24 protein-coding genes are annotated in these 24,604 nt (G+C 69.4%); 10 read left to right on the top strand and 14 right to left on the bottom strand.

What is annotated here, in order from left to right; genetic code table 11:
* Nucleotides 1-79: 79 nt before the first annotated feature.
* The 4 genes from FGL91_RS08430 (at nucleotide 80) to FGL91_RS08415 (ending at nucleotide 3,731) form a co-directional block, all read left to right on the top strand.
* Nucleotides 80-847, top strand: coding sequence for a siderophore-interacting protein (locus FGL91_RS08430; protein WP_131491741.1), 768 nt, complete (start codon nucleotides 80-82; stop codon nucleotides 845-847).
* Nucleotides 848-1,240: 393 nt separating this feature from the next.
* Nucleotides 1,241-2,410, top strand: coding sequence for an RtcB family protein (locus tag FGL91_RS08425; RefSeq protein ID WP_131491740.1), 1,170 nt, complete (start codon nucleotides 1,241-1,243; stop codon nucleotides 2,408-2,410).
* Between the two features lie 236 nt (nucleotides 2,411-2,646).
* Complete coding sequence (locus FGL91_RS08420; RefSeq protein WP_227991990.1) at nucleotides 2,647-2,904, top strand: hypothetical protein; 258 nt, start codon at nucleotides 2,647-2,649, stop codon at nucleotides 2,902-2,904.
* Nucleotides 2,904-3,731 (top strand): acyl-CoA thioester hydrolase/BAAT C-terminal domain-containing protein, encoded by an 828-nt coding sequence (locus tag FGL91_RS08415; protein ID WP_153243588.1) that lies wholly within the window; start codon nucleotides 2,904-2,906, stop codon nucleotides 3,729-3,731. The genes FGL91_RS08420 and FGL91_RS08415 overlap by 1 nt, the downstream gene beginning before the upstream one ends.
* 2 nt (nucleotides 3,732-3,733) lie before the next feature.
* On the opposite strand, the gene FGL91_RS08410 is transcribed toward FGL91_RS08415, so the two are convergent.
* Genes FGL91_RS08410 through sigJ form a run of 3 tightly spaced genes read right to left on the bottom strand, consistent with a single transcriptional unit; the run spans nucleotide 3,734 to nucleotide 7,497 of the window.
* Nucleotides 3,734-5,194, bottom strand: coding sequence for an MFS transporter (locus tag FGL91_RS08410; RefSeq protein WP_131491737.1), 1,461 nt, complete (start codon nucleotides 5,192-5,194; stop codon nucleotides 3,734-3,736).
* Nucleotides 5,195-5,249: 55 nt separating this feature from the next.
* Nucleotides 5,250-6,599 (bottom strand): M20/M25/M40 family metallo-hydrolase, encoded by a 1,350-nt coding sequence (locus FGL91_RS08405; RefSeq protein WP_227991989.1) that lies wholly within the window; start codon nucleotides 6,597-6,599, stop codon nucleotides 5,250-5,252.
* 16 nt (nucleotides 6,600-6,615) lie between these two features.
* Nucleotides 6,616-7,497: an RNA polymerase sigma factor SigJ gene (sigJ, locus tag FGL91_RS08400; RefSeq protein ID WP_047520518.1), complete on the bottom strand. Its 882-nt coding sequence runs from the start codon at nucleotides 7,495-7,497 to the stop codon at nucleotides 6,616-6,618.
* A 121-nt stretch (nucleotides 7,498-7,618) separates the two neighbouring features.
* Here sigJ and FGL91_RS08395 point away from each other — a divergent pair, with 121 nt between their 5' ends.
* Both FGL91_RS08395 and FGL91_RS08390 read left to right on the top strand, forming a co-directional pair.
* A complete protein-coding gene (locus FGL91_RS08395; protein ID WP_153243586.1) occupies nucleotides 7,619-8,359 on the top strand; it encodes an SDR family oxidoreductase in 741 nt (246 codons plus the stop codon).
* A gap of 92 nt (nucleotides 8,360-8,451) precedes the next feature.
* On the top strand, nucleotides 8,452-8,892 hold the full coding sequence (locus tag FGL91_RS08390) for a VOC family protein (RefSeq protein ID WP_315972128.1): 441 nt from the start codon (nucleotides 8,452-8,454) through the stop codon (nucleotides 8,890-8,892).
* Nucleotides 8,893-8,904: 12 nt separating this feature from the next.
* Here FGL91_RS08390 and FGL91_RS08385 read toward each other — a convergent pair whose 3' ends face one another.
* The 11 genes from FGL91_RS08385 to FGL91_RS08335 form a co-directional block, all read right to left on the bottom strand.
* Complete coding sequence (locus FGL91_RS08385) at nucleotides 8,905-10,419, bottom strand: PucR family transcriptional regulator (protein WP_131491732.1); 1,515 nt, start codon at nucleotides 10,417-10,419, stop codon at nucleotides 8,905-8,907.
* Nucleotides 10,416-11,444, bottom strand: a complete 1,029-nt coding sequence (locus tag FGL91_RS08380; protein ID WP_131491731.1) for a DUF917 family protein — start codon at nucleotides 11,442-11,444, stop codon at nucleotides 10,416-10,418. Before FGL91_RS08380 ends, FGL91_RS08385 begins: the two co-directional genes overlap by 4 nt.
* 10 nt (nucleotides 11,445-11,454) lie before the next feature.
* Nucleotides 11,455-12,573 (bottom strand): DUF917 domain-containing protein, encoded by a 1,119-nt coding sequence (locus FGL91_RS08375; protein WP_153243585.1) that lies wholly within the window; start codon nucleotides 12,571-12,573, stop codon nucleotides 11,455-11,457.
* Nucleotides 12,570-13,670 carry a DUF917 domain-containing protein gene (locus FGL91_RS08370; protein ID WP_153243584.1) on the bottom strand — a complete coding sequence of 367 codons (1,101 nt, stop codon included), beginning with the start codon at nucleotides 13,668-13,670 and terminating at the stop codon, nucleotides 12,570-12,572. The genes FGL91_RS08375 and FGL91_RS08370 overlap by 4 nt, the downstream gene beginning before the upstream one ends.
* A 1-nt stretch (nucleotide 13,671) precedes the next feature.
* Nucleotides 13,672-15,219 (bottom strand): hydantoinase/oxoprolinase N-terminal domain-containing protein, encoded by a 1,548-nt coding sequence (locus FGL91_RS08365; protein ID WP_153243583.1) that lies wholly within the window; start codon nucleotides 15,217-15,219, stop codon nucleotides 13,672-13,674.
* Nucleotides 15,220-15,260: 41 nt separating this feature from the next.
* Nucleotides 15,261-16,598 carry a purine-cytosine permease family protein gene (locus tag FGL91_RS08360; protein ID WP_153243582.1) on the bottom strand — a complete coding sequence of 446 codons (1,338 nt, stop codon included), beginning with the start codon at nucleotides 16,596-16,598 and terminating at the stop codon, nucleotides 15,261-15,263.
* Between the two features lie 439 nt (nucleotides 16,599-17,037).
* Entirely contained in the window at nucleotides 17,038-18,441 is a 1,404-nt protein-coding gene (thrC, locus tag FGL91_RS08355; RefSeq protein WP_131494490.1) for a threonine synthase, read from the bottom strand.
* 89 nt (nucleotides 18,442-18,530) lie between these two features.
* On the bottom strand, nucleotides 18,531-19,037 hold the full coding sequence (locus tag FGL91_RS08350; RefSeq protein WP_131494489.1) for a methylated-DNA--[protein]-cysteine S-methyltransferase: 507 nt from the start codon (nucleotides 19,035-19,037) through the stop codon (nucleotides 18,531-18,533).
* Between the two features lie 49 nt (nucleotides 19,038-19,086).
* Nucleotides 19,087-19,851, bottom strand: a complete 765-nt coding sequence (locus FGL91_RS08345; RefSeq protein WP_131494488.1) for a ribosomal RNA small subunit methyltransferase A — start codon at nucleotides 19,849-19,851, stop codon at nucleotides 19,087-19,089.
* Nucleotides 19,852-20,076: 225 nt separating this feature from the next.
* Nucleotides 20,077-20,679, bottom strand: coding sequence for a response regulator transcription factor (locus FGL91_RS08340; protein WP_131494487.1), 603 nt, complete (start codon nucleotides 20,677-20,679; stop codon nucleotides 20,077-20,079).
* Nucleotides 20,676-21,905, bottom strand: coding sequence for a sensor histidine kinase (locus FGL91_RS08335; protein WP_227991988.1), 1,230 nt, complete (start codon nucleotides 21,903-21,905; stop codon nucleotides 20,676-20,678). Before FGL91_RS08335 ends, FGL91_RS08340 begins: the two co-directional genes overlap by 4 nt.
* 124 nt (nucleotides 21,906-22,029) lie before the next feature.
* Between FGL91_RS08335 and FGL91_RS08330 the strand changes: the two genes are divergently transcribed.
* The 4 genes from FGL91_RS08330 (at nucleotide 22,030) to FGL91_RS08315 (ending at nucleotide 24,594) form a co-directional block, all read left to right on the top strand.
* Complete coding sequence (locus FGL91_RS08330) at nucleotides 22,030-22,575, top strand: small multidrug efflux protein (RefSeq protein WP_131494485.1); 546 nt, start codon at nucleotides 22,030-22,032, stop codon at nucleotides 22,573-22,575.
* Nucleotides 22,576-22,661: 86 nt separating this feature from the next.
* The gene (locus tag FGL91_RS08325; protein ID WP_134352982.1) at nucleotides 22,662-22,997 is read left to right on the top strand and encodes an ArsR/SmtB family transcription factor; all 336 of its coding nucleotides are present in this window, start codon (nucleotides 22,662-22,664) and stop codon (nucleotides 22,995-22,997) included.
* Nucleotides 22,997-23,659, top strand: coding sequence for a cation diffusion facilitator family transporter (locus FGL91_RS08320; protein WP_131494483.1), 663 nt, complete (start codon nucleotides 22,997-22,999; stop codon nucleotides 23,657-23,659). Before FGL91_RS08325 ends, FGL91_RS08320 begins: the two co-directional genes overlap by 1 nt.
* A gap of 32 nt (nucleotides 23,660-23,691) precedes the next feature.
* A complete protein-coding gene (locus FGL91_RS08315) occupies nucleotides 23,692-24,594 on the top strand; it encodes an SDR family NAD(P)-dependent oxidoreductase (RefSeq protein ID WP_131494482.1) in 903 nt (300 codons plus the stop codon).
* Nucleotides 24,595-24,604 lie beyond the last annotated feature (10 nt).

The following is a 24,604-nucleotide window of genomic DNA, read 5'->3' as shown; positions in this document are numbered from 1 at the left end:
GATCGATGCGCACACGACGGGCGCCGGATGGCGAGGTTAGGGCAACCTTCCCTCGACAGTTTTAGGTTAGCCTTACTTTATGAGCAACACGAAATCCGGATTCTCGATCGAACGTCGTGGCCTGGAGCTGCGCTTCCGCCACGTCGCACTGAGTGCCCGGGAATGGCTCGCGCCGGATTTCGTCCGCGTGCGGCTGACCGGCTCGGACCTCGCCGGCTTCGATTCGCCGGGCGCCGACGACCACATGCGGCTTTTCTTCCCCTCCGGCCCCACGGACTCGGTCGAGGAACTCCGCGCCTCGCCGAGCCGCGAGTACACGCCGCTCGCCTGGGGTGACGACTGGCTCGATGTCGAGTTCGCGGTGCACGGAGATCAGGGCGTCGCGGCCCCCTGGGCGGCGACGGCACCGCTCGGCTCCCGGATCGGTGTCGGCGGTCCGCGCGGGTCAGCCGTGCTGGCCGGCGACCCTGGCTCCTGGCTGCTGGTCGGCGACGAGACCGCGATCCCCGCCATCCGACGCTTCGCCGCGCTGATCCCGGCAGGCACCCCGGCCCGCATCGTGGTGGAGACCGTGAACCAGGGACGCGAGTTGGAGATCGATGCACCGGTCGACATCGAGTGGCTGCATCGCGGCGAAGCCCCCTCCGGTTCCGCACTCATCGCCTTCCTCGAGACTCTGACCGCGGACGACGCCGTCGGAGACGACCCGTTCGTGTTCATCGCCGCGGAGCAGTCGATCGTCAAGCCGGGCAGGGCACTGCTCGAACGCTGGGGCGTCGACACGGCGAAGGCCGTCGTGAAGGGGTACTGGAAGCGCGGCGAGGCCGAGTACCACGCGCCACACTGACCCTTCCCCCGGCGAAAGCCCGGACCAGCCGACGTGTTCGCGGCGGGTCGTGGTTCGACACACCGGAGCTCCCGGCGCTGGTCTGGGTTTTCGCCTTCCGGCGCGGTCGGTGCCGCTTGACTCCCGGGCGTGTCGCACCCTAGGGTGGCAAAGCTGTGCCATTCGGCGCAGCACACCAGCCGAGGAGTCGACGGATGACCGCGCAGCGGAACCTCCCCATCGCAGCGGTGTTGCAGCTTCAGCAGAAGCGCAATGACCGCTACGAGTCGTACCCTCCGGCACGCGCCGTGTGACAGCACCCGCTCTCACAACGCCCCGTACCGTCAGGTCCGGGGCGTTTTCCGTGGAAGACCCCCTGACCTGTGGCCGGAAACCACCACAAGGAAAGGAATCATGGAGAGGCTCTCCGCACGGCTGCTGTCGTGGGCGTCACTGATCGACGAGAAGACACTCGCTCAGGCGCACACCACGGCCCGCATGCCGTTCATCCACCCGCACCTGGCACTGATGCCGGATGCCCACCTCGGCAAGGGGGCGACGGTCGGCTCGGTCATCCCGACGCTCGGCGCGATCATCCCCGCGGCCGTCGGCGTCGACATCGGCTGCGGCATGATCGCCGTTCGCACCCAGTTCACCGAGAACGACCTCGCAGGTCATGACCTCGCAGGACTCCGGGAGCAGATCGAGCGCGCCATCCCCCTATCGGCCGGACGCTACAACCGCAAGGTCGTGGCCACCGCCGAACCGCGCATCGCCGAGCTCGAGCAGCTCGCCGAGAAGAGCGGCTTCGATCCCGCCCAGTACGCCGGGAACTGGCGGCTGCAGCTGGGGACGCTCGGCTCGGGCAACCACTTCATCGAGGTGTCGGTCGACGAACTCGACCGGGTCTGGCTGTTCCTGCACTCGGGATCGCGAGGCGTCGGCAACAAGATCGCCGGACACCACATCGGCGTCGCCCAGCGGCTGGCGAAGCAGTGGTGGATCGACCTCCCCGACCCCGACCTGGCCTACCTGGTCGAGGGGACCGCGGAGTTCACCCGCTACATCCGGGAACTGCGGTGGGCCCAGCACTTCGCCCTGCTGAACCGGGAGGAGATGATGGACCGCGTCATGCGCCAGGTCTCGGAATTCCTCGGCACCGCGGTCGACGAGCAGGAGCGCATCAACTGCCACCACAACTTCACGGAGTCGGAGAAGCACTACGGCGCGCAGGTGTGGGTGTCGCGGAAGGGTGCCATCCAGGCGGACGCCGGGCGACCAGGACTGATCCCCGGGTCGATGGGCACCGCCTCGTACGTGGTCGAGGGGCTCGGCGACCCGCAGTCGCTGAACTCCTCTCCGCACGGTGCCGGGCGGGAGTACTCCCGGTCGGCAGCACGGCGGACCTTCACCCACGAGCAGCTGCGGGCAGCGATGACGGGAATCGAGTTCCGTGACACGGATGCCTTCATCGATGAGATCCCCCAGGCGTACAAGCCGATCGACCAGGTGATGGCGGATGCCGCGAGCCTCGTATCGATCCGGCACACGCTGCGGCAGATCGTCAACGTGAAGGGCGACTGAACAGGACCGGGCGGTGGGAACCCCACCGCCCGGTCGGGTGGCAGCACCTCGCCTCCGTCGAAGATGCCGACGGCATCCGGATCGAGTTCCTGCACACCCCCCAGGGCGGGGACTGACGTTTCCTCCACCGAACGGCATGCAAACCAGTTGTCCGCCGTTCGTGAGTAGCCGATATCTTCGCCTCCCGCACTCTGGCAGGCTTGCCGGATCGATGCGACGATGACGGAGTGGGATTCATGAATGACGCACAGATCTGGACCATGATCGGATCGTTCACCGTGCTGATGTTCAGCACCCTCACGGTCGTCTCGACCCTGTTCGTCCGGATCGTCCGCAGCGAGATCGCTGGCCTGCGCACCGAGATGAACGGACAGCTCGGCGGTCTGCGCACCGAGATGAACGCCCGATTCGACACCGTGAACACCCGCATCGATGCCCTCGACCGCGACGTCCAGGCCATCGTGAAGCGCACGTTCGGGCTCGATCGCGAGTGATGACGACGAAGCTTCCCCGCACCTCGGTCGACCCCGCCGACCGGCACGACGCCTTTCCAGAGGCTCCCTGCGGCACCGCGGTCCTGCTCCTCGCCGGATCCAGCGGACGTGTGGAGGCTCAGCGGGCCGACCTGCTCGCGCGGCACGGGGCCCGGGTCCGCGCCATCCGCTGGTTCGGCGGCACGGGCCAGCGCCCCGCTCCGCACGAGGTACCGATCGAGATCTTCGTCGACCAGTTGGATCTGCTCCGCCGTGATGCGGATCGCGTCGCGATCTTCGGCACGTCGTTCGGAGCAGAAGCGGCACTCGTCACCGCGTCGCTGCACCCGGTCGACGCCACCGTCGCGGTCGCGCCGTCATCCGTCGTCTGGTCGGGCGTCGTCGACGGCAACTGGTCGTCGCACTGGAGCCTTCGTGGCACTCCGCTTCCCTCCGTGGGGTTCGATCCGTCGTGGTCCCCGACGACCGAACCGCCCGAGTATCGCTCGCTCTACGAATCCAGCCTCGCCCGCGATCCCGATCTCACCCGCGCGGCGGAGATCCGGGTCGAGGGCATCACCGGTCCGGTCATCCTCGTCGCCGGCGGAGACGACCGCGTCTGGCCAAGCGACCGATTTGCGGCCGAGATCCAGCGTCGCCGCTCGTTGCACGCCAGAGAGACGACCCTCGTCACCCACCCCGAGGCCGGACACCGCATCACCCTTCCCGGCGAGACGGCCGTCCACGGCGGTGTGACCATGGGTCGGGGCGGCACACCATCCGCCGATGCGGCCCTCGGCGCCGACGCCTGGACGGCGATCGCCCGGGCGCTCGATCTGCGCGAGTGACGTCAGAGTGCCGGGACGACCTCCGCATCGGCAGCCCGGTCGGTGAACGCGGTCTTCGGGACGAACACGAGGATCACGGCTGCGGCGAGAGCGGTGGCGCCGCACACGATCCACACGGTGAAGTAGCCGGCGAGCGAACCCGCGGTCCCCTCGGTCGCCCCCGCCGTGGTAGCGACGCCGTGCAGCAGCGCGATGCCGAACACACACGAGGCGATCGCCCCGCCGACGGTCTTGACGGAGTTCGTGAGGCCCGTCGCGACGCCGGTCTGCGACGCAGGTGCTGCCGAGGCCGCGGCGGCAGGAAGCGCGGCCACCAGGGCGCCTGAGCCGAGTCCGACGACGACCATGTTCGCGATGACCTGCGTGTAGGTGTCGTGGAACGGCAGGAAGAGCAGGAAGCCGAGTCCCACGAGCACCGATGCCCCCATCAGCGTCAGGCGTGGGGTGATCCATCGCGCGAACGACGGGAAAAGCAGGGCACCCGTGATCATGGCGACGAGGTAGACGCCGATGATCAGCGAGGTCGCGAATCCGCTGGTCCCGAGACCGTAACCGTAGACCGCGGGGTCGGTGCGCGCGAACGTCGACAGCGGTGCCTGCGCGCCGAGGACGCTCACCCCGAAGAGCCCTGCCGTCAGGAACACCGGGCCGAGTGCGGGCGAGCGGAACATGCGCACATCGATGAGGGGGTCTTCGCACCGCAGCTCCCACAACACGAACGGAACCACCAGCAGCACACCCAGGACCACCACACCCCACGACCAGGGGTTCTCCAGTCCGCCCTCGAGGCGAAGCAGACTGAGACCACCGGTGAAGCAGACGAGTGCGAGCGAGATCAGCACGAGACCGATCGTGTCGAAGACGCCGCCCGCGGGCTCCGGAGACTCCTTGACCCCCAGCAGGATCACGAAGAAGCACACCACGATCAGCACGGCGGGCACCAGCAGGACCACGGTGAGCGGCAGGACGTCGATGAGTGCACCGCCGACGAGGGCTCCGATGATCGCGCCGCCTTCGAGGGCCGCGACCAGGAGTCCCGCCGCCTTGGCGGTGATCGAGGAGCGACCCTCCATCCGCCGCGACCGTGACCAGATGAGGGCGATCTCCAGCGGGAGCCAGACGACGTAGAACCCCATCAGCGCCCAGGCGGCGAGGAACACCCCGAAGGAGTCCGTGAACGGCAGCACCAGGGCGGCCGCGCCGGTGACCGCGGTGGAGATCAGCAGCATCCGCTTGTGGCCGACCATGTCGCCGAGCTTCGCGAACGCCGGGACGACGAGGGCTGAGAGCATCAGCTGCGTGCCCTCGAGCCAGTTCACGTCGGCATCATGGACCCCGAGATGACGGGCGATGTCCGTCAGCATGGGCGTGTAGTACCCCTGCAGCACACCGCTCGTGAACTCGACGAAGGCGAGGAAGCCGACGACGACGGCGAGGGTGCCCAGTGTGCGGGTGCGCGTCATCGCGTCTCCTGCTTCTCGTTCGGATGCTCCTGCGTCGGCAGGAGGCGGGGTGAGATCACCCTAGTCGTTCGAGAAGTGCCCGATGGAATCGCTCCCCGCGCTCCAGGGCGACGATCTCGACGCTCTCGTCGACGCCATGGATCGACGCTCGCTGGGCATTCGACATGTCCAAGGGCGCGAAGCGGTAGACAGCGGGCGAGAAGCGATGGAAGTGCCGGGAGTCGGTGGCGGCCATCATCACATAGGGCACGGCGGGAACCCCGGGATGGGAGACGTCCAACGCGGCTGCGAGCAACGCGAACTGCGCGTTGTCGGTGGGCGACTCCGGCGAGGGCTCCCCCGCTTCGACCACCTCGACGGAGACGAGCGGATCGCGGATGCGCCGCCGCACCCGGAAGACCGTCTGCTGGGTGGTCTCGCCCAGCGCGATGCGGAGGTTGAGGGTGGCGGACGCCTGCGAGGGCAGCACGTTCGCCGCCGTGCCGCCCGACTGCATGGTCGGAGCCACGGTCGTGCGGACGAGAGCGGCGGGTTCACCCCCGAGCGCGGCGAAGACCTGCGCGGTCACCAGCGGCATCGACCCCAAGAACCTCAGCAGGTGGCGGGCCGGCCCCGGGGTGCGTGTCGCCAGTTGCGACAGCATCCGCAGGATCGCTTTCGAGGCACGAGGTCGGAAGGTCGTGGGTCCGAGCCGGTCGACGGCTCTCGCGACGCGTCGGACCGCGGTGAGCGACGGCGGTGCGGACGCATGACCACCCTCGCCCCGTGCCGTCAACCGGAGGGTCATCACGCCCTTCTCCCCCACACCGATCATCGCCGCTCGACCGGGGACGAAGGGCAGCGGCGCATCGACGACGGCGCCGCCTTCGTCGAGGACGAGCCACGGCATCACGCCGCGTGCGCGCAGCACGCGTGCGATCTCCTCCGCCGCCTTCCCGTAGGTCTCCTCGTTGCCGCCGAACGAGAGGTACACGTCGCGGGACGGGACGAAGCCGTCCGCGAGCAGATTCTCCACGGCTTCGAGCACGACGAGCAGCGGGCCCTTGTCGTCCAGGGCGCCTCGGCCGTACACCGAACCGTCGGCGATGGTTCCCGCGAACGGCGGATACGTCCACGCGTCGCTCTCGTCGACGGGGACGACGTCGTAGTGCGCCATCAGCACGAGAGGGTCTCGGCCCGCCGCGCCGTTGCCCGCCCAGTGGAACAGGAGACCGAAGTCGGTGTGCCGTTCCAGCCGCAAATCCCGGTGCGTCAAGGGGTACAGCTCGGCGATCAGCGCGACGAACTCCTCGAAGGGGGCAGGTCCGCGCTCATCGAGCTCCGCCGAGACCGTCGGGATCCGGATCATCTGCGAAAGCCGTTCGGCGATGCCGGGGCGCACGGTCGAGGTGGTCACGCTCGCCATCGTACCGAGTGAGGTCTCACGGCCATTGACTGAGTTTGTCGGGATTGCGCACGGCGAAGACCTCCGTGATGCGGTCTTCGCGGACGACGAAGGAGAAGACCGCATCCGCGCGGCCGTCGATCGTCGCGAGCATCACGAGCCCGTCGGGAGCCGCGACGAGCGAGACCTCGGCCTCGGGATGGCGCTGCGCGATCCCCCGCAGGAAGCGTGCCACGCGGTCCGCTCCCGCCACCGGCCGCAGCGCGGCCGACTTCTTCCCTCCTCCGTCGGAGACGAGCACGACGTCGGGGTCGAGCAGTGCGATCAGACCGTCGAGCTCTCCGGTCGACGCAGCGGCGAGGAAAGCTCTCGCCACGGCATCGTGCTGTTCCCGCGACGCCACGACCGCCCGGCGTTCGCGCACGCGCCGACGACCCTGCGAGGCGAGCTGGCGCACCGCATCCGGGCTCCGACCGACCGTCTCCGCGATCTCGGCGAAGGGGACACCGAACACGTCGTGCAGCACGAACGCGACCCGCTCGGCGGGGGTGAGCGACTCCAGCACGACGAGCAGGGCCATCCCCACCGACTCGTCGAGCGTCATCCGCTCCAACGGATCCGGGTGCGGACGGGCGGCGAGCAGCGAGTCGTGCGGAACGGGCTCCGGCAACCAGGGGCCGACGTACCTCTCCCGACGAGCACGCGCCGATCCCAGCGCGTCCAGGCAGATACGTCCGGCGACGCGGGTCAGCCACGCAGCGGGGTTCCTGATCTGTGCACGTTCCTCGACGCTCATCCGGTACCACCGCACATACGTCTCCTGCACCGCGTCTTCGGCATCGGCGACCGTGCCGAGTAGACGATAGGCGAGAGCGAGCAGGGTGCGGCGTTCGGCGTCGATCACCTCGAGATCATCCATCGCCTCCATCCTGGCCCGACTCGGCGCCTGCCGCTGCCGTCTTTTCGGCTGTCGCCTCACATTCCCGGGGTCTGCGTCGTCGAAAGAGGAGAAGGATGAAATCGAGAGAGAAGGAGCACCCATGAGAATCGCCGTCGCAGGAGGAACCGGGACGGTCGGTCGGCCGACCGTGGCCGCGATCGAGGCGGACGGACATGACGCGGTGGTGCTCAGCCGTTCGCACGGGGTGGACCTGGTGACCGGCCGGGGCCTCGATGCCGCACTGAACGGTGCCGACGTCGTGATCGACGTCACGAGCATCGAGACGCTCAAGGCCGCCGCGGCGATCGAGTTCTTCACCGCCGCGACCGGGACCCTCGTCTCCGCGGCCGAGGAGGCGGGGGTCCGACACGTCGTGCTCCTGTCGATCGTGGGTATCGACCGCATCCCCTACGACTACTACGCAGGCAAGATCGCGCAGGAGAAGGTGATCGCGTCCTCACGGGTGCCCTGGACGATTCTGCGGGCGACACAGTTCCACGAGTTCGCGGGGCAGATGTTCGCGCGGGCGAAACTGGGGCCGCTGCACCTCGCCCCGAACGCCCGCACCCAACCCGTGGCCGCCTCCGAGGTCGGCGCCCGGCTCGCAGCCCTCGCGACGTCGGAGCCGCAGGGCCGGGCGCGTGACCTCGCCGGCCCGCGCGAGGAACAGCTCTCCACCATGATCCGGGCGTTCGCCCGCCGGGAGGGGTATCGAGGGTGGATCCCGGCGCTCAACGTCCCCGGCCCACAGATGGCGGGGATGCGTGCCGGCGATGCACTTCCCGGTCCCGACGCCGACCTCGGACACCAGACCTTCACGGAGTGGCTCGCCGCGCGGTGAGCACCTGCTCCACCGACGCACGGGGTTCTCGGAGCGCGCAGGAGTCCTCTTGCGGATCCGGTCGGAGGCGGCGCAGACTGAGCGTGCGGTCGATGCATCCACCTCACCCCGGAGCGATCATGGCGAACCTCAATCCGTATCTGTCCTTCCGCACCGAAGCCCGCGAGGCGATGGAGTTCTACCGGAGCGTGCTCGGCGGGGAGCTCGTGATCAACACCTTCGGAGAGTTCCCCGACATGGTGCAGGATCCGAGCCAGAAGGACCTCGTCATGCACGCACAGCTGGATGCACCGGGCGGACTCGTGCTGATGGGCTCCGACTCCCCCGACGGCATGCCGTACGAGAAGCCGCAGGGTTTTTCGGTCTCGTTGAGCGGCAACTCTCAGGACACCACCCGCAAGGTCTGGGAGAAGCTGTCCGAAGGGGCGACCATCACGATGCCGCTCGATGTGCCGCCGTGGGGTGGCCTCTTCGGGATGCTCGTCGACCGCTTCGGCATCCCCTGGATGCTGCACGGCGATCCGGAGGACTGAACCCGCCCGGCCTCAGCGCGGCTGCACGGCTCGACAGGCCAGGTGCAGCGCCAATCGTGCCTCGGGGTCGTTCATGTCGATCCCGAGCAGCTCCTGCACGCGCCGGATCCGCACGGCGATGGTGTTGCGGTGCAGACCGAGAGCCGTCGCCGTCGCCGCTATGCCCGACTCGTGATCGAGATACGCGGAAAGAGTGGTGAGCAGTTCGCCTCCCCCTTCCCGCAGCGGGGCGAGGAGGGATTCCGCGGCGGGCACGAACGTGTCGTTCCCCGTCCACGCCAGCAGCAGCTGCTCCAGGCCGAGACTGTCCACCCGTACGAACCACCCGGTCGCCGACCGCGCCGCCGCGATCCGCGCCGCATCCCCCGCCTCGTCCAGCGTCGTGGCGAGTCCCTCGGATCCGGCCTGCAAGGATCCGACGCCGGTCGCGACGGTGAAGTCCCGCAGGACACCCAGGTGGAGCTCACGCAGTGCGGCGACGGCCCGCTCGACGCGATCGGGATCGGGGGCGTCCGGGAACGTCAGCCACCCGCTCAGTCCTCGACCCGCTGTCGTGGCATGCGCCTCCGCGTCGATCGCACTGAGTCCGGCACTGACGGAGCGCAGCAGCGAGAACGAATCGAGCCGCCCTCTCGCCACCACCCGGAAACCGAGATGATGACCGCTCGTGCGCCAGCCGCGCTCGAGCATCCGCCGCTGGACATCGGCATCCGCCGCTCCGTGCAGGTCCACGAAGTCACGCAGCAGCCCGGACGACACGGCGACGTCATTCACGGCCGCCACCTCGTCGATCAGGATGCGGGCCGCGACGGCGGGCATCGCGACCTCGGCCGCGACCGAGAGCGACTGCACCTGTGCCTCGCCGAGGCCCTGCCCGAAGAGCACGAGCCTCAGACCGCTGCGTCCGGGGCTGTCGACCCGCACCGACGCCGCAGCCGTCTCGCCGACGCTCACGCGATCGAGCCACGAGTCGAAGCTGATGGCCGCATGCAGTCGCTCGTCGAGATGCGCGCCCGCCTCCTGCAAGACACCGGACGAGTCGATCAGCGCGGCACCGACACCGAGGTTCGCCGCGATGTGTCCGAGCAGATCGGTGAGATCATCGGCGGCATACTCGAACGACTGCGCGACCTTGCGCACCTGGCTGAGCGTCAGCGCATCGCGTGCCTCGATCAGCATCCAACAGGCCTTCGCGAGCTGGATGGGGCGCGGGACGTCGAGCAGGCACAGGCCGATCCGATCCGCGAGGCGGAACGCGCCCGCGTCGAAGTCCGCCGCCCCGGACACGGCGAGCCCGGTGAACCCCCGGTCGCGCAGCCGGCGCAGCAGAGCGTCCTGCTGCCAGGTCGATGTCGGGGCCGATGCGGTGATGATCGCGAGCCGCTCGGCACCCCTCTCGGTGAGTTCGACTTCGCTCGCGCCGACGGCCACCGCCTCCCACGCCGCATCGCGTGGTCCGGCGACCCACTGCAGGCCGCCGTTCTCCGTGTGGGAGAGCAGCGCGCTCACGGGCAGCCGCGCGCTCACGCCGCATCCAGATCGTCGAGGCCGTAGGCGGAGGGCAGCACTTTCGCGCGACGCTCGGGCCGCGCATTCCACCAGGCGGGCGCAGGGATGGAGAAGACCGCGACGTTCCGTGCCAGACGCAGTTCCGTGACCTCGAGGATCTCGCGTGACACCGCATCGACGACCACGATGATCGTGGGGGCGGACGCGACCAGCAGCCCATCGGTCAGCACCGCGAGGGTCTCGGATCGGCTCACCACACGGTGGACGGCACCGCCGAGTCCGCTGATCTCGACGGCGTTCACGTGCGGATCCTGCGGCGAGGCGGCGACCGAGACGATACGCCCTTCAGCCAGCAGCTCGCCACCGAGGGCATCCGCCAGGAGCGGGAGGGGCGCGCCCGCCGATGCGAGGTAGGCCCTGCCGAGTTCGAGTGCATGCGCCAGATGGCCCCCGATCGCGTGTTCGTGGAGGTCGCCGACCGTGAAGCCTCCGAGCACCGCACAGCCGACGCCGCCCGCCTGGATGATCGCGGACCGCACGACCCGCTCGGCGTCGATCGCCCGGTGCGCCTCGACGAGGGCGACCCCTCCGGCGCCGGTGTCGCAGGCGAACACGAGTCCGGGAACCCGGTCGACGAACAACGACATCTGGTCCAGCCCCGGAACGGCACGGCCGGTGCAGTCCGCGTCCACCACGATGTGGGACCCGGCCAGAGTCAACGGAGCGAGCCCGTTCATCCCGCCGCCTTCAAGGGAGCAGACCGCGGGAACGGGATGACCGATCCACCGTTCGACCGCGGCCAGCAGACGAGCGAAGGGGTCGGCGCCGGGAAGGCGTTCGCCGAGCAGCATCGTCGAACCGACGAAGGCGACGCCCAGGCAGGGTGTCCGCGGGTCCAGCGAGGAGATCGGGGAGATCTCGATCGGCTCCCGGTCGGACCCGGCGAGCATCAGCTCGAGCATGGTCGTCGAACCGCCACCGCCGGATCCGAGGAGCGAATAGCCGCGGGCGAGCGCCGTGAGGTCGTCGCGCTGCAGCATCATGCGCTCCAGCCTAGGGAGAAACGTCCTCACCCGCGGCCAGCGTCTCGACCGGGACGAAGTCCGCGGCGAGGCCGAAAGCGGACGGTCCGAAGGCGGCGAGCGCCTCGGGGGTGCGCATCATCTCGGGTGTGGAGATGCCGAGCACCCGTACGCGCTGCCCGTAGCGGAGTCCCTCGGTGGTGATGGGCTCGGCCGTCTCGTGATCGACCACGCAGATGAGGTCGGGCACGATCGCCACGAGCGCCTCCCCGTGATGGGCGATGAGGTTCTCGTTCTGGAACGAGATCTCGAAAGTGGCGCCCTCCTCTGCGTCGAGCGGTGCGATCACCGCACGCCCCTTGGCGAACCCCTCGGTCGTGCGCCGCTCGACGTCGATGACCTTGCCGACGCAGAGTTCCCGAAGGTGCGGGTAGAGCGTCGTCGCGAGGGTCGAGGCGATCGCCTCGAACGGTGAACGATGCTCCTCCCGGGCGAGACGGATGGCGCGGCCCAGCGCGAGGGCCATCGAGATCGTGCGCGGGACGGCGGTGCGCCGGACGTCCGCGCCGGTCATCGCGTACTCGGCGATGTGGCCGACGCCGCCGAGACGGATCGTGATGCCGCGGGCGAGCCACTCCATCTGCCGGTCGTCGTCTCCCGTGTCGATCACGACCTTCTCGCCGCGCTCTCCCGCGAGTGCGAGGGGCGATCCATGCACGCCGTACACGGCGAAGGTCTCCATCGACAGCTCGGGGAACGCCCGACCCATGCCGTCGGCATCCACCACCGGCAGGCCCGTCTCGGCCGCGACGATGAGCGGGATCATCGAGTTGATGCCGCCGCACTCGATCGGCATCGTGGCATCCGCCGCGCGTCCGAGGTGCTCCTCGAGCGTGCGCAGGGCGAGCGTGGGCTCGGTGCCGGCTGGGATCTTCTCGACCATGACGGTGGGCGCACCCATCTGGGCGGTCGGGATCACGAACAGATCGTCGGCGAGCTCGTCCGGATCCAGGATCGTGATGCTCCCCTCGCCCAGCACGCGCTCGACGAGCATCTTGCCGATGTACGGGTCACCGCCCCCACCGGTCCCGAGCAAGGTCGCGCCGCGAGCGAGATCGGGAAGGTCGGCCGCGGTGAGCTGCCAGCTCATGCCGTCGCTCCCGCCGACACGGTTCCGGTGGAGATGCTGCCGTCGAAGCGGTGGGCCGCCATGTCGTACCCGAAGTACCCCGGGCCGACCATCGCGAGGGCGGCGTCCGAATGCCAGCGCTCATCGGCCGGAGCCGCGATCACCCGGACCCGCTGTCCGTAACGCAGTCCCTCGGTCGTGATCGGCTCACCGGACTCGCCGTCGAGCACCATGATCAGATCGGGCGTGGTCGCCAGGACCGTGCCGTCGGCTTCGGCCACCAGGTGCTCGTTCTGGAACTGCAGCGTCAGCGAGCGGTCGGCGTCCCCGTCGATGCGAGCACGGCCGCGCGCGAAGCCCGTGGTGGTGGCGCGGTGCACGTCGACGACCTTCCCATCGAACAGCTCGCGTCCGCCGAGGAGCCGGACGACTGCGTCGACCGGATCGGACTTCTCCTCGCGTGCCGTCGCGATGCGCTGCCCGATCTCGATGCAGCGGGACAGCGATCCCGCGACGAGCGACTCGCGCGCCGCCGAGCCGGACATGGAGAACCCGGAGATCATGACCGAGCAGCCCATCTCGACGCAGGCCACGCGAGCGATGCGTTCGGTCCACGAGTTGTCGGCCGTCTGCAGCACCCCCGTGTTGCCCTTCTCGTCGCTGAACGCGAGGGGCGATGCCGTCACGCCGTACAGCGTCGGCAGAACCATCTGCAGCTCCGGGAACGCGCGCCCCATGCCGTCGGCATCGACCAGCGGCAGTCCGAGTGCGGCCGCGGCGGCGATCGGGATGGTGGAGTTGACTCCGCCCACCTCCGCGCACGCGATGTGGGTCACCGGACGGCCCAGGTGGACGCTGAGCGCTTTGACCGGTTCGATGACCTCGGCGAGGCTGGGGAGCTTCTCGACCATGACGGTCGGCGCGCCCATCATCGCGACGAACAGCACGAGCGCATCGTCGGGCACCTCGTCGAGTTCGACGACCGTGACGTCGCCGGAGGTCAGGGCCTGACGCGCGAGGAGGGCACCGATGTACGGATCCCCTCCGCCTCCCGTGCCGAGCACCGCGGCACCGCGAGCGAGCCCGTCGATGTGGGCGGGGGTGATCGTCCAGCTCATGTCACGCCCCCATGTCGAGGTCGCCGACCGCCTTGACGCGGATGCGCGTGGCGTTGCCGGGCAGATACGGGATGGGCACCTCGTCGAAGTCGATGATCGACACGGTCGAGGGCTTGGCACCCGCCGCGATCGCCTTGTCGACCGCCTCGGCGCGCACCTCGGCGAGTGTCTCGTCACGACGACCGGGCTGGATCGCGTAGACCTTGTCGATCTCACCGCCGACCTGTGCGATCGAGGCGCCGATGGCGTTCGCGACCGCGTAATTCTCAGGTCGGTGCACGGTGCCGAACAGCGGCAGCTCGTCGGGGAGCAGGATCGAGCCTCCGCCGACGGCGACCACCGCGATGGGCTCGGGTGACGTGCGCATGCGGTCGACCGCCTCCGACACACGCTCGGCGATGCGGGCGAGCACCCGCTCGACGAACACGGGGTCGAGGTGCGCGACCTTGCTCGCGTCGCCCACGTGGGCGCGGCCGGCCGCGACCGCGATGTCCGTGGCGGTCAGGGTCGATCCACCGAACACCAGCGCTTCCGTGGTCAGCTTGTACCCGACGGATGCCGGTCCGACCTCCGCAGTCTCCTCATCGACGATGCTGCCGCCACCGATGCCGAGCGAGAGGACGTCCGGCATCCGGAAGTTGGTGCGGATGCCGGCGACCTTGACCTCGTTCGCGGTCTCCCGCGGGAAGCCGTTGATCAGCAGCCCGATGTCTGCCGTGGTGCCGCCCACATCGATCACGGCGCAGTCGTCCAGACCGCTCGTCGCGGCTGCTCCGCGCATCGAGTTCGTCGGACCGGAGGCGAACGTCGCGACCGGGTAGCGACGCACGTACTCCTCGTCCATGAGCGTGCCGTCGTTCTGGCTGAGGAAGATCGGCGCCTCGATGCCCTGGGCGCGCACGGCGGAGGTCAGCCCATCGACGATCTCGGACGCGAGCTCGCGCAGCGCGGCGTTGATGATCGTCGCGTTCTCGCGCTCCAGCAGTCCGATGCGTCCGATCTCGTGGGAGAGCGAGATGGCGGCATCCGCCCCCAGCACCTCTGCGACGATCTCTGCCGCCCGCACCTCGAGGTCGTGGTTGACCGGGCTGAACACCGACGAGATCGCGACCGAGCGGATACCGTGCGACTTCATGTCTTCGGCGTGCGCCCGGATCTCGTCCGGGTCGAGGGGTGAGATCGGTCGGCCGTCGAACTCGTAGCCCCCGTGGGCGAGATAGCTGCGGGCCTGCGTCGCCTCGACCAGCACGTCGGGCCAGTCGATCAGCGGCGGCAGAGCTCGCGTCGCCGGGAGTCCGAGGCGGAGTGCCGCGACCGGCGCCAGACGGCTCGCCTGCACGAGTGCGTTGATGAAGTGCGTCGTGCCGATCATGACGGCGTCGACGTCGGCGCCCTCGAACGCGTGCCCGGCCCGCAGATCCTCGATCGCCTGGATGATGCCACTGGTGACATCGGGGGTGGTCGAGTGCTTCACGCCCGCGAGCGTGCGGGTGCCGTCCATGAGGACTGCGTCGGTGTTGGTGCCGCCGACGTCGATGCCGATGTGCATGATTCTCGCTTTCCTGTGAGGAGGTTCTGACTCGGGGCGGCTCAGGCCGCGGCTGTCTCTTCGACCGGGCTCGCCTGCCGCGTGTTCGCGACTCCGACACCGCGGACCCAGCCGAGCTTGCCCGCCACGATGTAGAGCGCCATCGATAGGAAGAGACTGAGCAACGACGGGATGCCCCAGGTCACGAAGTAGCCGACGAGCGCGGACACCAGCCACACGACGATCGTCGCGGGAACGATGCGTGGCGCGGTGGCCGGAAGGGTGCCGGCCTCACGGGTCGCGTCGAGCTCAGGACGCCAGCGGCGCACCACGTAGTACTCGGCGACCATGATGCCGGCGATCGGCGGGAAGGCGACGCTGAGCACGATCAGGAACTCGGTGAACTGTCCGAGGATGCCGACCGCGGCCAGAATGGATCCGACGACGCCCAGCACGATCGTCGTGGTGACGCGGTGCAGGTTCTTGCCGAACGCCGTCGAGATGAAGTTCACCAGGCCCAGGGTCGACGAGTACAGGTTCCAGTCGTTGATCTTCAGGGTGCCGGTGAGCACGATGAAGAGGCCGATGAAGCCGACGGACGACGTCACGATCGCGACGATGTCACCGGTGGCGGCCGCGTGCGCCAGCAGGACACCGGCGAGTCCGATCACGAACTCACCGAGCGAGACTCCGAGCACGGTCTGCTTGACGACGTCGGCGCGAGAACGGTTGAAGCGGGTCATGTCACCCGTGATGATCGCGCCGACGATGAGACCACCCGCGACGATACCCGTGCCGGCCCAGACGCTCATCGTGGGTCCGGGTGCCGGTCCCGTGAGCAGCTCGCCGATGTCGTGACGGCTCAGCTCGGTGATGACCGACCAGCCGACCAGGATGAGGAAGAGCGGCACCGTGATGTTCGCGAGCCACTGCATGCCGACGAAGCCGAAGGCGACGATCGCGGTGACGGCGAGACCGAAGGTGAGGCTCCACGCCCAGACCGGCAGCGCACCGGGCATCAGGGCGTCGAGGGACTGTGCCGAGATGGCCGACTGGATGCCGAACCAGCCGATGAGGCTGATCCCGATCGCGAGCCCGACCAGCGAGGCACCGATCTCCCCGAAGCCGGTCCACCGGGCGAGCAGTGCGGTGTTGAGGCCCTCGCGCTGGCCGATGAAGCCGACCACGCACATGATCACCTCGAGGATGATCGAGCCGAAGAGGAAGGCGAGGACGGCCTCGCCGAAAGTCATGCTGTAGCCGAGGGTCGCGCCGAGGAGGAACTGCGAGAGGGCCGAGACCTGACCGAATCGCTGCACAGCGATTCCGAACCAGGGTTTGCGGGCCTCAGGAGTCACTCGGGAGAGCGCGAAGTCGTCGGGGTGCGCCGTGCGTGCCATGAGGATCCTTCGGGAGAGGGAACGGGTTGTGCGCCACAGTAGCGATGCCCTGCGCCCGGCCCACATGTGCAGATCGCACGAACATCCCGCACGGATGTGCAGATCGCACACCACCCCGATCGTCTGCCTCCTGTCACCTCTGTCCGTCTCGTCCCACCCCCTCCCCGCGTCCAGACGCTCGCCCCACGTCGGCGCCCCTTCCCCGCGTCGACGCCCCCTCCGGTTCGCGGCACGCAGAGGGGGTATCGACGGGCGGAGGGGGTGCCGACGGACAGAGGGGGTACCGACTGGTGATGGGGACGTCGACGGGCGGGGGCGGGGACGGACAGAGGGGGCACCGACTGGTGATGGAGACGTCGACGGGCGGGGGTGTCGACGGGTGGAGGCGGAGGGGATGCGGGGACGCGGGAGGCGCGGATGTGCGGATGTGCGGGTGCGCTCAGCTCACAGCGTTCGCGGCGATGAACTCACGGAGTGCGTGCTCGTCGTCGGGCATCTCGGTCACGTGCTGCGGTGCGTCCAGCATCTCCTGCAGCTCGGGTGCGTAGCCGAGCTCCACTCCGAGCGCCTCGTGGATCGTCTCAGCGAACTTCTCGGGCTTCGCCGTCTCGAGCACGAGCATGGGAACACCGGGCTCGACGTGCTCTCGCGCGACCTTGACACCGTCGGCCGTGTGCGGGTCGATGACCTCTCCCGTCGTCTCGTACACCGAGCGGATCGTCGCCAACCGGTCCTCGTGCGTCGAGGTGCCGCTGACGATCCCGAACTCCTCGACGAAGCGCTCCTGCTCCGCGGAGAAGTCGAAGAAGCCGCTCTCGTCGAGCTCACGCCAGGCACCGACGACGCGCTCCGCGTCACGGCCGACCAGCTCGAAGATGAAACGCTCCAGGTTCGACGCCTTCGAGATGTCCATCGACGGACTGGAGGTCGCGAGCGTCTGGGCGGCGCTGCGCGGGCGGTAGACACCCGTGCGGAAGAACTCGTCCAGCACGTTGTTCTCATTCGCGGCGAGCACCAGGCGACGGATCGGCAAGCCCATCTGCTTCGCGAAGAACCCGGAGAGGATGTTGCCGAAGTTGCCCGACGGAACGGTGAACGACAGCTCGGTCCAGCCGCCTGCATCGGTCGCCCGCAGCCACGCCCAGAAGTAGTAGACCGTCTGCGCAGTGATGCGTGCCAGGTTGATGGAGTTCACGGCACCGAGGTGGTGGGCACGCTTGAAGTCGAGGTCGCCGGCGAGCTTCTTGACGAGGTTCTGACAGTCGTCGAAGACACCCTCGACGGCGATGTTGTGCACGTTCGCGTCGTCGAGGGAGAACATCTGCGCGCGCTGGAACGCGCTCATGCGCCCTTGCGGTGACAGCATGAACACCGCGACGCGCTCCTTGCCCCGCAGCGCGTGCTCGGCCGCCGACCCGGTGTCGCCCGAGGTCGCGCCGAGGATGTTGAGCACCGATCCCTTGCGCTCCAGCGTGTACTCGAGCACCTGGCCGAGGAACTGCATGGCCATGTCCTTGAACGCGAGCGTCGGCCCCTCGGAGAGCCCGACGAGGGTGAGTTCGTCATCGATCGCCCGCAGCGGCACGACGCCGTCAGGGAAGTCGGCGTACGCGGCGGCGGTCATCCGGGCCAGGTCTGCGCGAGGGATGTCGGTCGCGAACAGTCCGAGCACCTCTGTCGCGAGCTGTGGATAGGTCAGTGCCCGCCAGCGCTCGAGCGTCTCACCGTCGACGACCGGCATGGTCTCCGGCACCGCCAGCCCGCCATCGGGCGCGAGGCCCTCCAACAGCGTCTCGCTGAACGTCTGCGGCTGCATGCCGCCGCGGGTGGAGATGAACTGCACGTTGGCTCCTCGGCTCGGGACTCGGCACGTCCATTCTCGCAGGGTGTTCCCGGTCCGAGTGACGGGATGACGGACGCCACCCCTCGCCGTCAGAACAGGGAGCTCGGGAGCGCCCCCTCATGCTCCAGCAGCCAGCGCTTCGTCTCGAGGCCGTGCCCCTCTTCTCCGCCGGAATAGCCGCCCAGCCCATCGCCGGCGACGACGCGGTGACACGGCACGATCAGCGGAACCGGGTTCGCGCCCATGATCGAGCCGATCCCCCGGGCCGGCACGTCGGTGCCACTGCGCGCGGCGAGACCGCCGTACGTGATCGTCTCTCCGTGCGCCACGGTCTCATGGAGTGCGGTGAGGACAGCACGCGTGGCCTCGGTCTGCGGGCCGAGATCGACCGGCAGATCGAAGCGACGCAGTGTGCCGTCGAAGTAGGCCGCCAACTGTGCGAGCGCCTCGACCAGCAGGGGATCGGACCCGGTGTCGGGCACGACCACACCGCCGCCGGGCGGAGTGGTTCGCCACGTGACCCGGGTGACGGCCGCACCGTCGCTCACGACCCCGATGACGCCGACCGGGGTCGCGAGCGTGCCGAAGGCGGACATGCGTCGAGAGTACCTCCGCCGTCCGACAGCGGAGTCACGATCCCGTGCCTCATCCGCGGGAGACCTCACGCCAGAGCGCCGCCCAGTGCTCCGGACGCAGATCCCGCGGCCATCGACAGCTGGTCGCGTCGGCTGCCACCACGGCGCGCCGCGCGCGCGACATCGGAGCGCGAGTCGCCGCCGCCAGCACCGCGGGAAGCGTGGCCCCTCTCCCCGTGAACATCGCACGGACGAACGCCTCGTACCCCCGTCGGTCGGACACCGGAACGAGCGGTGAGGCCCGTCGCGTGATCGTGAGCACGCCCCCGTCGACGCTCGGTTGCGGGGAGAAGCCCCAGGCCGGGACCCTCCCCTCGAGGGAGAAGGCGAACCACGGAGCCGACTGCGCGGTCATCATGGTGCCGCCACCGACGCCCGCACGCTTGCGCGCCACCTCCCACTGAGTCAGCAGCACGGCCTCCCTCCACTCCTTCCGCGACAGAAGACGCCGGAGGATGGGGGTGGTCACGTGGAACGGGATGTTGCCGACGACCACGGCGGCAGCAAGGGGATGACGGGTCGCGTCCCCGAACTCGATGCGGACCCCGGGCAGGGCCGCGCGCAACCGCCGCACCCGGTGCTCGTCGATGTCGATAGCCGTGAGCGGTCGGCCGAGCCCCGCGAGTCGGCGCGTGAGGGCGCCATCGCCGCACCCCAATTCGAGGATCGGTCCGGACGTGCGGTCGACGAGAGCCGTGATCCGGGCGAGGGTCGGACGGTGGGTGAGGAAGTTCTGGCCGAGTTCGTGACGGCCGCCATGGGGTGAACGAGGCATGAGTGCGCTCCAGAAGACGAATCGGAGCACCTCGGAAGGAGGGAGGACGCGAAGAGGCGTCAGTGAGTTCTGCCCGTCCCGAGGTGCGATGACATCTCGGTGGACGGCGCGCAGATGCGTGCGGTGAGCGAGCGCGCCGTCAGGCGCGGCGGTCGCGGAACACGAGGGTGCGCCCCATCACGGGCGCGGCGCATATTGTTCCCATGCGTGCCAGCATATCGGCGCTCAGATCCAGCCGCGTTCCTCGGCGGTGAGCACAGCCTGCTGGCGGGTGTCGACGGCGAGTTTGCCGAGGATGACGGAGATGTGGTTGCGCACGGTGCCGGGCGCGAGAGCGAGAGCCCGCGCGATCTGACCGGTCGTCTCCCCGCGCCGCCCCGCGCGCAGCACATCGAGCTCGCGATCGGTGAGGGGCGAGCGCTCATCGCTCAGAGCGTCCGCCGCGATCTCCGGATCGACATAGCGGGCTCCTGCCGCGACACGGCGGATGACGGCGGCGACCTCGTCCGCACCCCGGGACTTGGGCAGGAAACCGGAGACGCCGGAGGCCAGGGCTCGCCGCAGCACCCCCGGACGCGCATGACGGGTGACCACCACGCAGCGCGTTGCGATCGCCCGGTGCAGTTTCTCGGCGACCTGCACCCCGTCCAGTCCGGGCATCTCCAGGTCCAGCAGACACACGTCGGGGTGCAGGCGCAGCGCCTCGGCGACGGCCTGCTCGCCGTCGGCGCACTCCGCGACGACGTCGATGTCGGCTTCGAGTCGCAGCAGTGCGGCGAGCGCAGAGCGGATCATCGCCTCGTCGTCGGCGAGCAGCACGCGGATCAACGCCCCTCCTCCGACTGCGACGGAACGGTCACGACGACCGCGAACTCGTCGGCATCGCGCCGCACCTCCAGAGAACCGTGCGCCTCCTCGATCCGTCGCCGAACCCCCTCGAGGCCGGATCCGTCGTGATCGAGCGGCGCGCCGGGCATCCTGTCGTTCGCGATCTCGTATCGCCAGGAATCACCGATCCGTGCCAGCTGCAGCCGCGCGCGACGGCCACCCCCGTGGCGCAGCACATTCGTCGTGGTCTCCCGGATCACCGGCCCCAGCGCAGTCCCCGGTGCGGCATCGGCATCCGGATCGATCACGGCCTCCACGGTGAGACCCGCTGCGGTCAGGAGATCCCGCGCGTTGGCGAGCTCATCGCCGAGCGGAACGGACCGGAAGCGGGTCGCGAGGTCTCTGGTCCCCTGCCGCGCCTCGTCGACACTGAGTCGCGCGGCCCGGAGCTGTTCCATCCCGGCCTCCGCATCGGTCGGCAGGAGCCGCTCCGCGAGTTCCAGCTGCAACGCGATGACCTGGAGATGATGCCCCTGCAGGTCGTGCACGTCGGTCGCCACCCGCAGGCGCTCCTGCGTCGCGGCGAGCTTGGCCTCGGAAGCGCGGGCCCGGTCGAGCGTGACCAGGACATCCCACCACCAGAGCGAGCTCACGGTCATCGCCGGCAGCAGGACGGCATACACAGCGGGCAGCCAGAACGGGAGGCCCGTGTCGAGGCCTCTCGCGGTCGAGTCGACCACCGTCAGGGCCACGAGCAGCAGGGTCGCCGTCGCGGCCACGCGCATTCGGATTCCGCGCGGCCATCGCAGGAGCACGAAGAACTGCGCGACCGGCATGGCAGCGAGCGCCCAGCTCCCGACCGCCGACCCCGCCACCAATCCGTATGCGACCGCAACCAGGAAGGGCACGGCCAGGCGCCCCCAGGCGATGCCGGGACCCGCGTCGATACGGCTGCGGTAATCGGCGAGCAGCAGCATGGTCGACGCACACCAGAGCACGCCACCGATCGCGACGACGAGGATCGCGCCGCCGCGCAGATCGACGGCGGCGGTGATGCCGGTCCACGCGACGACCAGCATCAGCTCGAAGAACACCACGGCGCTCGCGGTGTACCACCAGGTGGCGGTGATGCCCCGGGCGAGCTGGCGCGAGCCGGGCGTCGGATCGGCGACGGGAGGGGCGGGACGGAACTCACGCTCCCACGATAGAGGCGTGACACATGTCACGGGATCACCGTGCGAACCGCAGGGGAACAGGTGACGAGCCGACACTGCCGCCACGGCTGCTCCTCGGCTGGACTGGAGTCATCGCAGCGGAGACGCCGCTCGCACCGACAGCAGGGAGCACCCTATGAACCTCATCGAGACCTTCCAGAACCTGGTCGCCCAGGTCCCCGAGCTCGTGCAGCCGCTCATCGTCGCCCTCGCCGGCGCGATCCCGTTCATCGAGGGCGAGGGCGCGGTGAGCATCGGGATCCTCGGCGGCATCCCTCCGGTGGTCGCGGCGATCGCCGCGATGGTCGGCAACTTCCTGTGCGTCGCGGTGCTGGTGCTGGCGAGCTCCGGTGCGCGTCAGGCGGTCGTGAACCGCTCGCGTGCCAGGAACGCTGTCCTCGCCGGCGGCGGCACGACGGAAACGGCACCGGCAGCGGAAGCCGTCGACTCCGGGCGCGGTTCCGCCCGGAAGGAGAAGTTCCAGCGCGCCTTCGAACGCTACGGCGTACCCGGCGTCAGCCTGCTCGGCCCGCTCCTGCTGCCGACGCAGTTCACCGCGACGATGCTCGCCGCCTCCGGCATCGGGAAGGCGCGCATCCTCTTCTGGCAGGCCATCGCCATCATCGGCTGGACGACCGTCGTCGCCGTGATCATCGGCAGCGCGGTGTACGCGATCCGCTGATCGTCCGGGGGCGCGAGACGTCGTCGCGCCCCCTCTCGTTTAATACATGAGTACATGAATTCACGGTTTTCTGTATGATCGAGTGCGTGACGACCGCTCTCGCATCGCTGACCCACACATCCGCCGTCGCTCGCCTGGGACACGCACTCTCCGACCCGACCCGCGCCGGCGTGCTCCTCGCTCTGCGCGAAGCCCCCGGCTACCCCGCTGATCTGGCCGAAGCCCTCGGCGTCTCCCGCCAGGCCCTGTCGAACCACCTCGCCTGTCTCCGCGGCTGTGGGCTCGTCGAGAGCGTGCCCGATGGCCGTCGCAGCAGCTATCGTCTCGCCGACCGTCACCTCGCACCGGCCCTCGACATGCTCCTGCGGGTCACCCTCATCGTCGAACCGGACTGCTGTTCGGGTGAAGGATGCACCTGCTGATGTCGTCGACGCTCACCGACGCGCGTCGGGAGACCCTGCATCGTCGCATCCGCCTCCTCGTCGGCGTCACGATCGGCTACAACGTGGTCGAGGCGATCATCGCGATCACGGCGGGGACGGTCGCATCGTCCGCGGCTCTCATCGGCTTCGGGCTGGACTCGACGATCGAGGTGCTGTCCGCGGCCGCCGTCGCCTGGCAGTTCACCCGCCGCGATCCGGAGCGCTGGGAGAAACCCACCTTGCGCGTGATCGCCGTGGCGTTCTTCGCCCTCGCCGCCTATGTCACCGCGACCTCCGTGACCGCACTGGTCACGGCCGAGCGTCCGGAGCACAGCACGATCGGCATCATCCTCACGGCGGTCAGCGTCGCGGTCATGCCGTTCCTGTCGTTCGCCGAACGTCGCGCGGGCCGGGAGCTCGGATCGGCGACGGCGGTCGCGGACTCGAAGCAGACTCTCATCTGCACGTACCTCTCCGCCGCCGTGCTGATCGGCTTGGTCGTCAACTCGCTGCTGGGGTGGTGGTGGGCCGATGCCGTCGCCGGACTCGTGATCGCCGCCTTCGCCGTGCGCGAGGGCATCGAGGCCTGGAAGGGCGACGCCTGCGCCACCTCGATCGGAATGCTCCTCGAGAACGAGGACGACCACGACCACGGCCACTGACCGTCGGCGCGCACAGCGCCTAAGTTAGGGAGATGGATGCCGCTCCTCTCACGCCTGCCGGAGACCTGCGCGGACGCACGGTGCTGGTCACCGGGGCGAACGCGGGCATCGGCTACTGGTGCGCCGAGCAGCTGGCCGCTCGCGGAGCCCGCGTGTTGTTGGGCTGCCGCTCATCGGAGCGCGCGCAGACGGCGGCCTCGGCGATCCGGAGCCGCGTGCCGGATGCCGAGCTGCACGTGCTGGCGCTCGACCTCGGCTCGCTCGACAGCATCACTCACGCCGCTGCGGAGGTGGGCGAGCGGATCGATGTGGTGATCTGCAACGCGGGGGTGAAGGCGGCCGACCCTGCGGCGCGTACGAGCGACGGCTTCGACCTCATGGTGGGCACCAACTTCCTCGGCCACTTCGCCCTCGTGGCGCAGCTCGAACCGCTCTTCACACCGGATGCCCGCGTGGTCGCGGTGGGCTCGATCGCACACCGTTTCGCGCGGCTCGACCCCGCGACCCTCGACGCCCCGTGGAGCGGTTCCTCGCTCCGCCAGTACGGACGCTCGAAGGCCCTGTTGATGGCCTTCGCTTTCGAGCTCGCACGGCGTTGGTCGGACTCTTCGCGGTCGGCGGTCGTCGCGCACCCGGGCTATGCCGTCGACCCGCTCACTCCCCCGCGCCCCGGCCTCGCCCACGTCTCCGGTTTCCTCCGCGCCCTGACGGCGCCCACTCGGATGCTCGTGCAGGGCAAGGACGGCGGAGCGCTGCCCATCGTGCACGCGGCGACCTCCGCGGAGGTGGTGAACGGCGACTACTGGGGACCGGGTGGACTGCTCGAGTTCCGTGGGGCACCACGACGAGTGACAGCCTCGGACGAGGTCCGCTCCCCCACGACCGGAGCCGCGGTGTGGGCGGCCGCCGAGCGGCTCACCGGCGTGCGCCCCTGACGAGAAGGCT

Source organism: Microbacterium sp. CBA3102, from assembly GCF_007954505.1.
Taxonomy (GTDB): domain Bacteria; phylum Actinomycetota; class Actinomycetes; order Actinomycetales; family Microbacteriaceae; genus Microbacterium; species Microbacterium aurugineum.
Note: the sequence above shows the minus strand (reverse complement) of the source record. Positions and strands in the feature narration are given on the sequence as shown.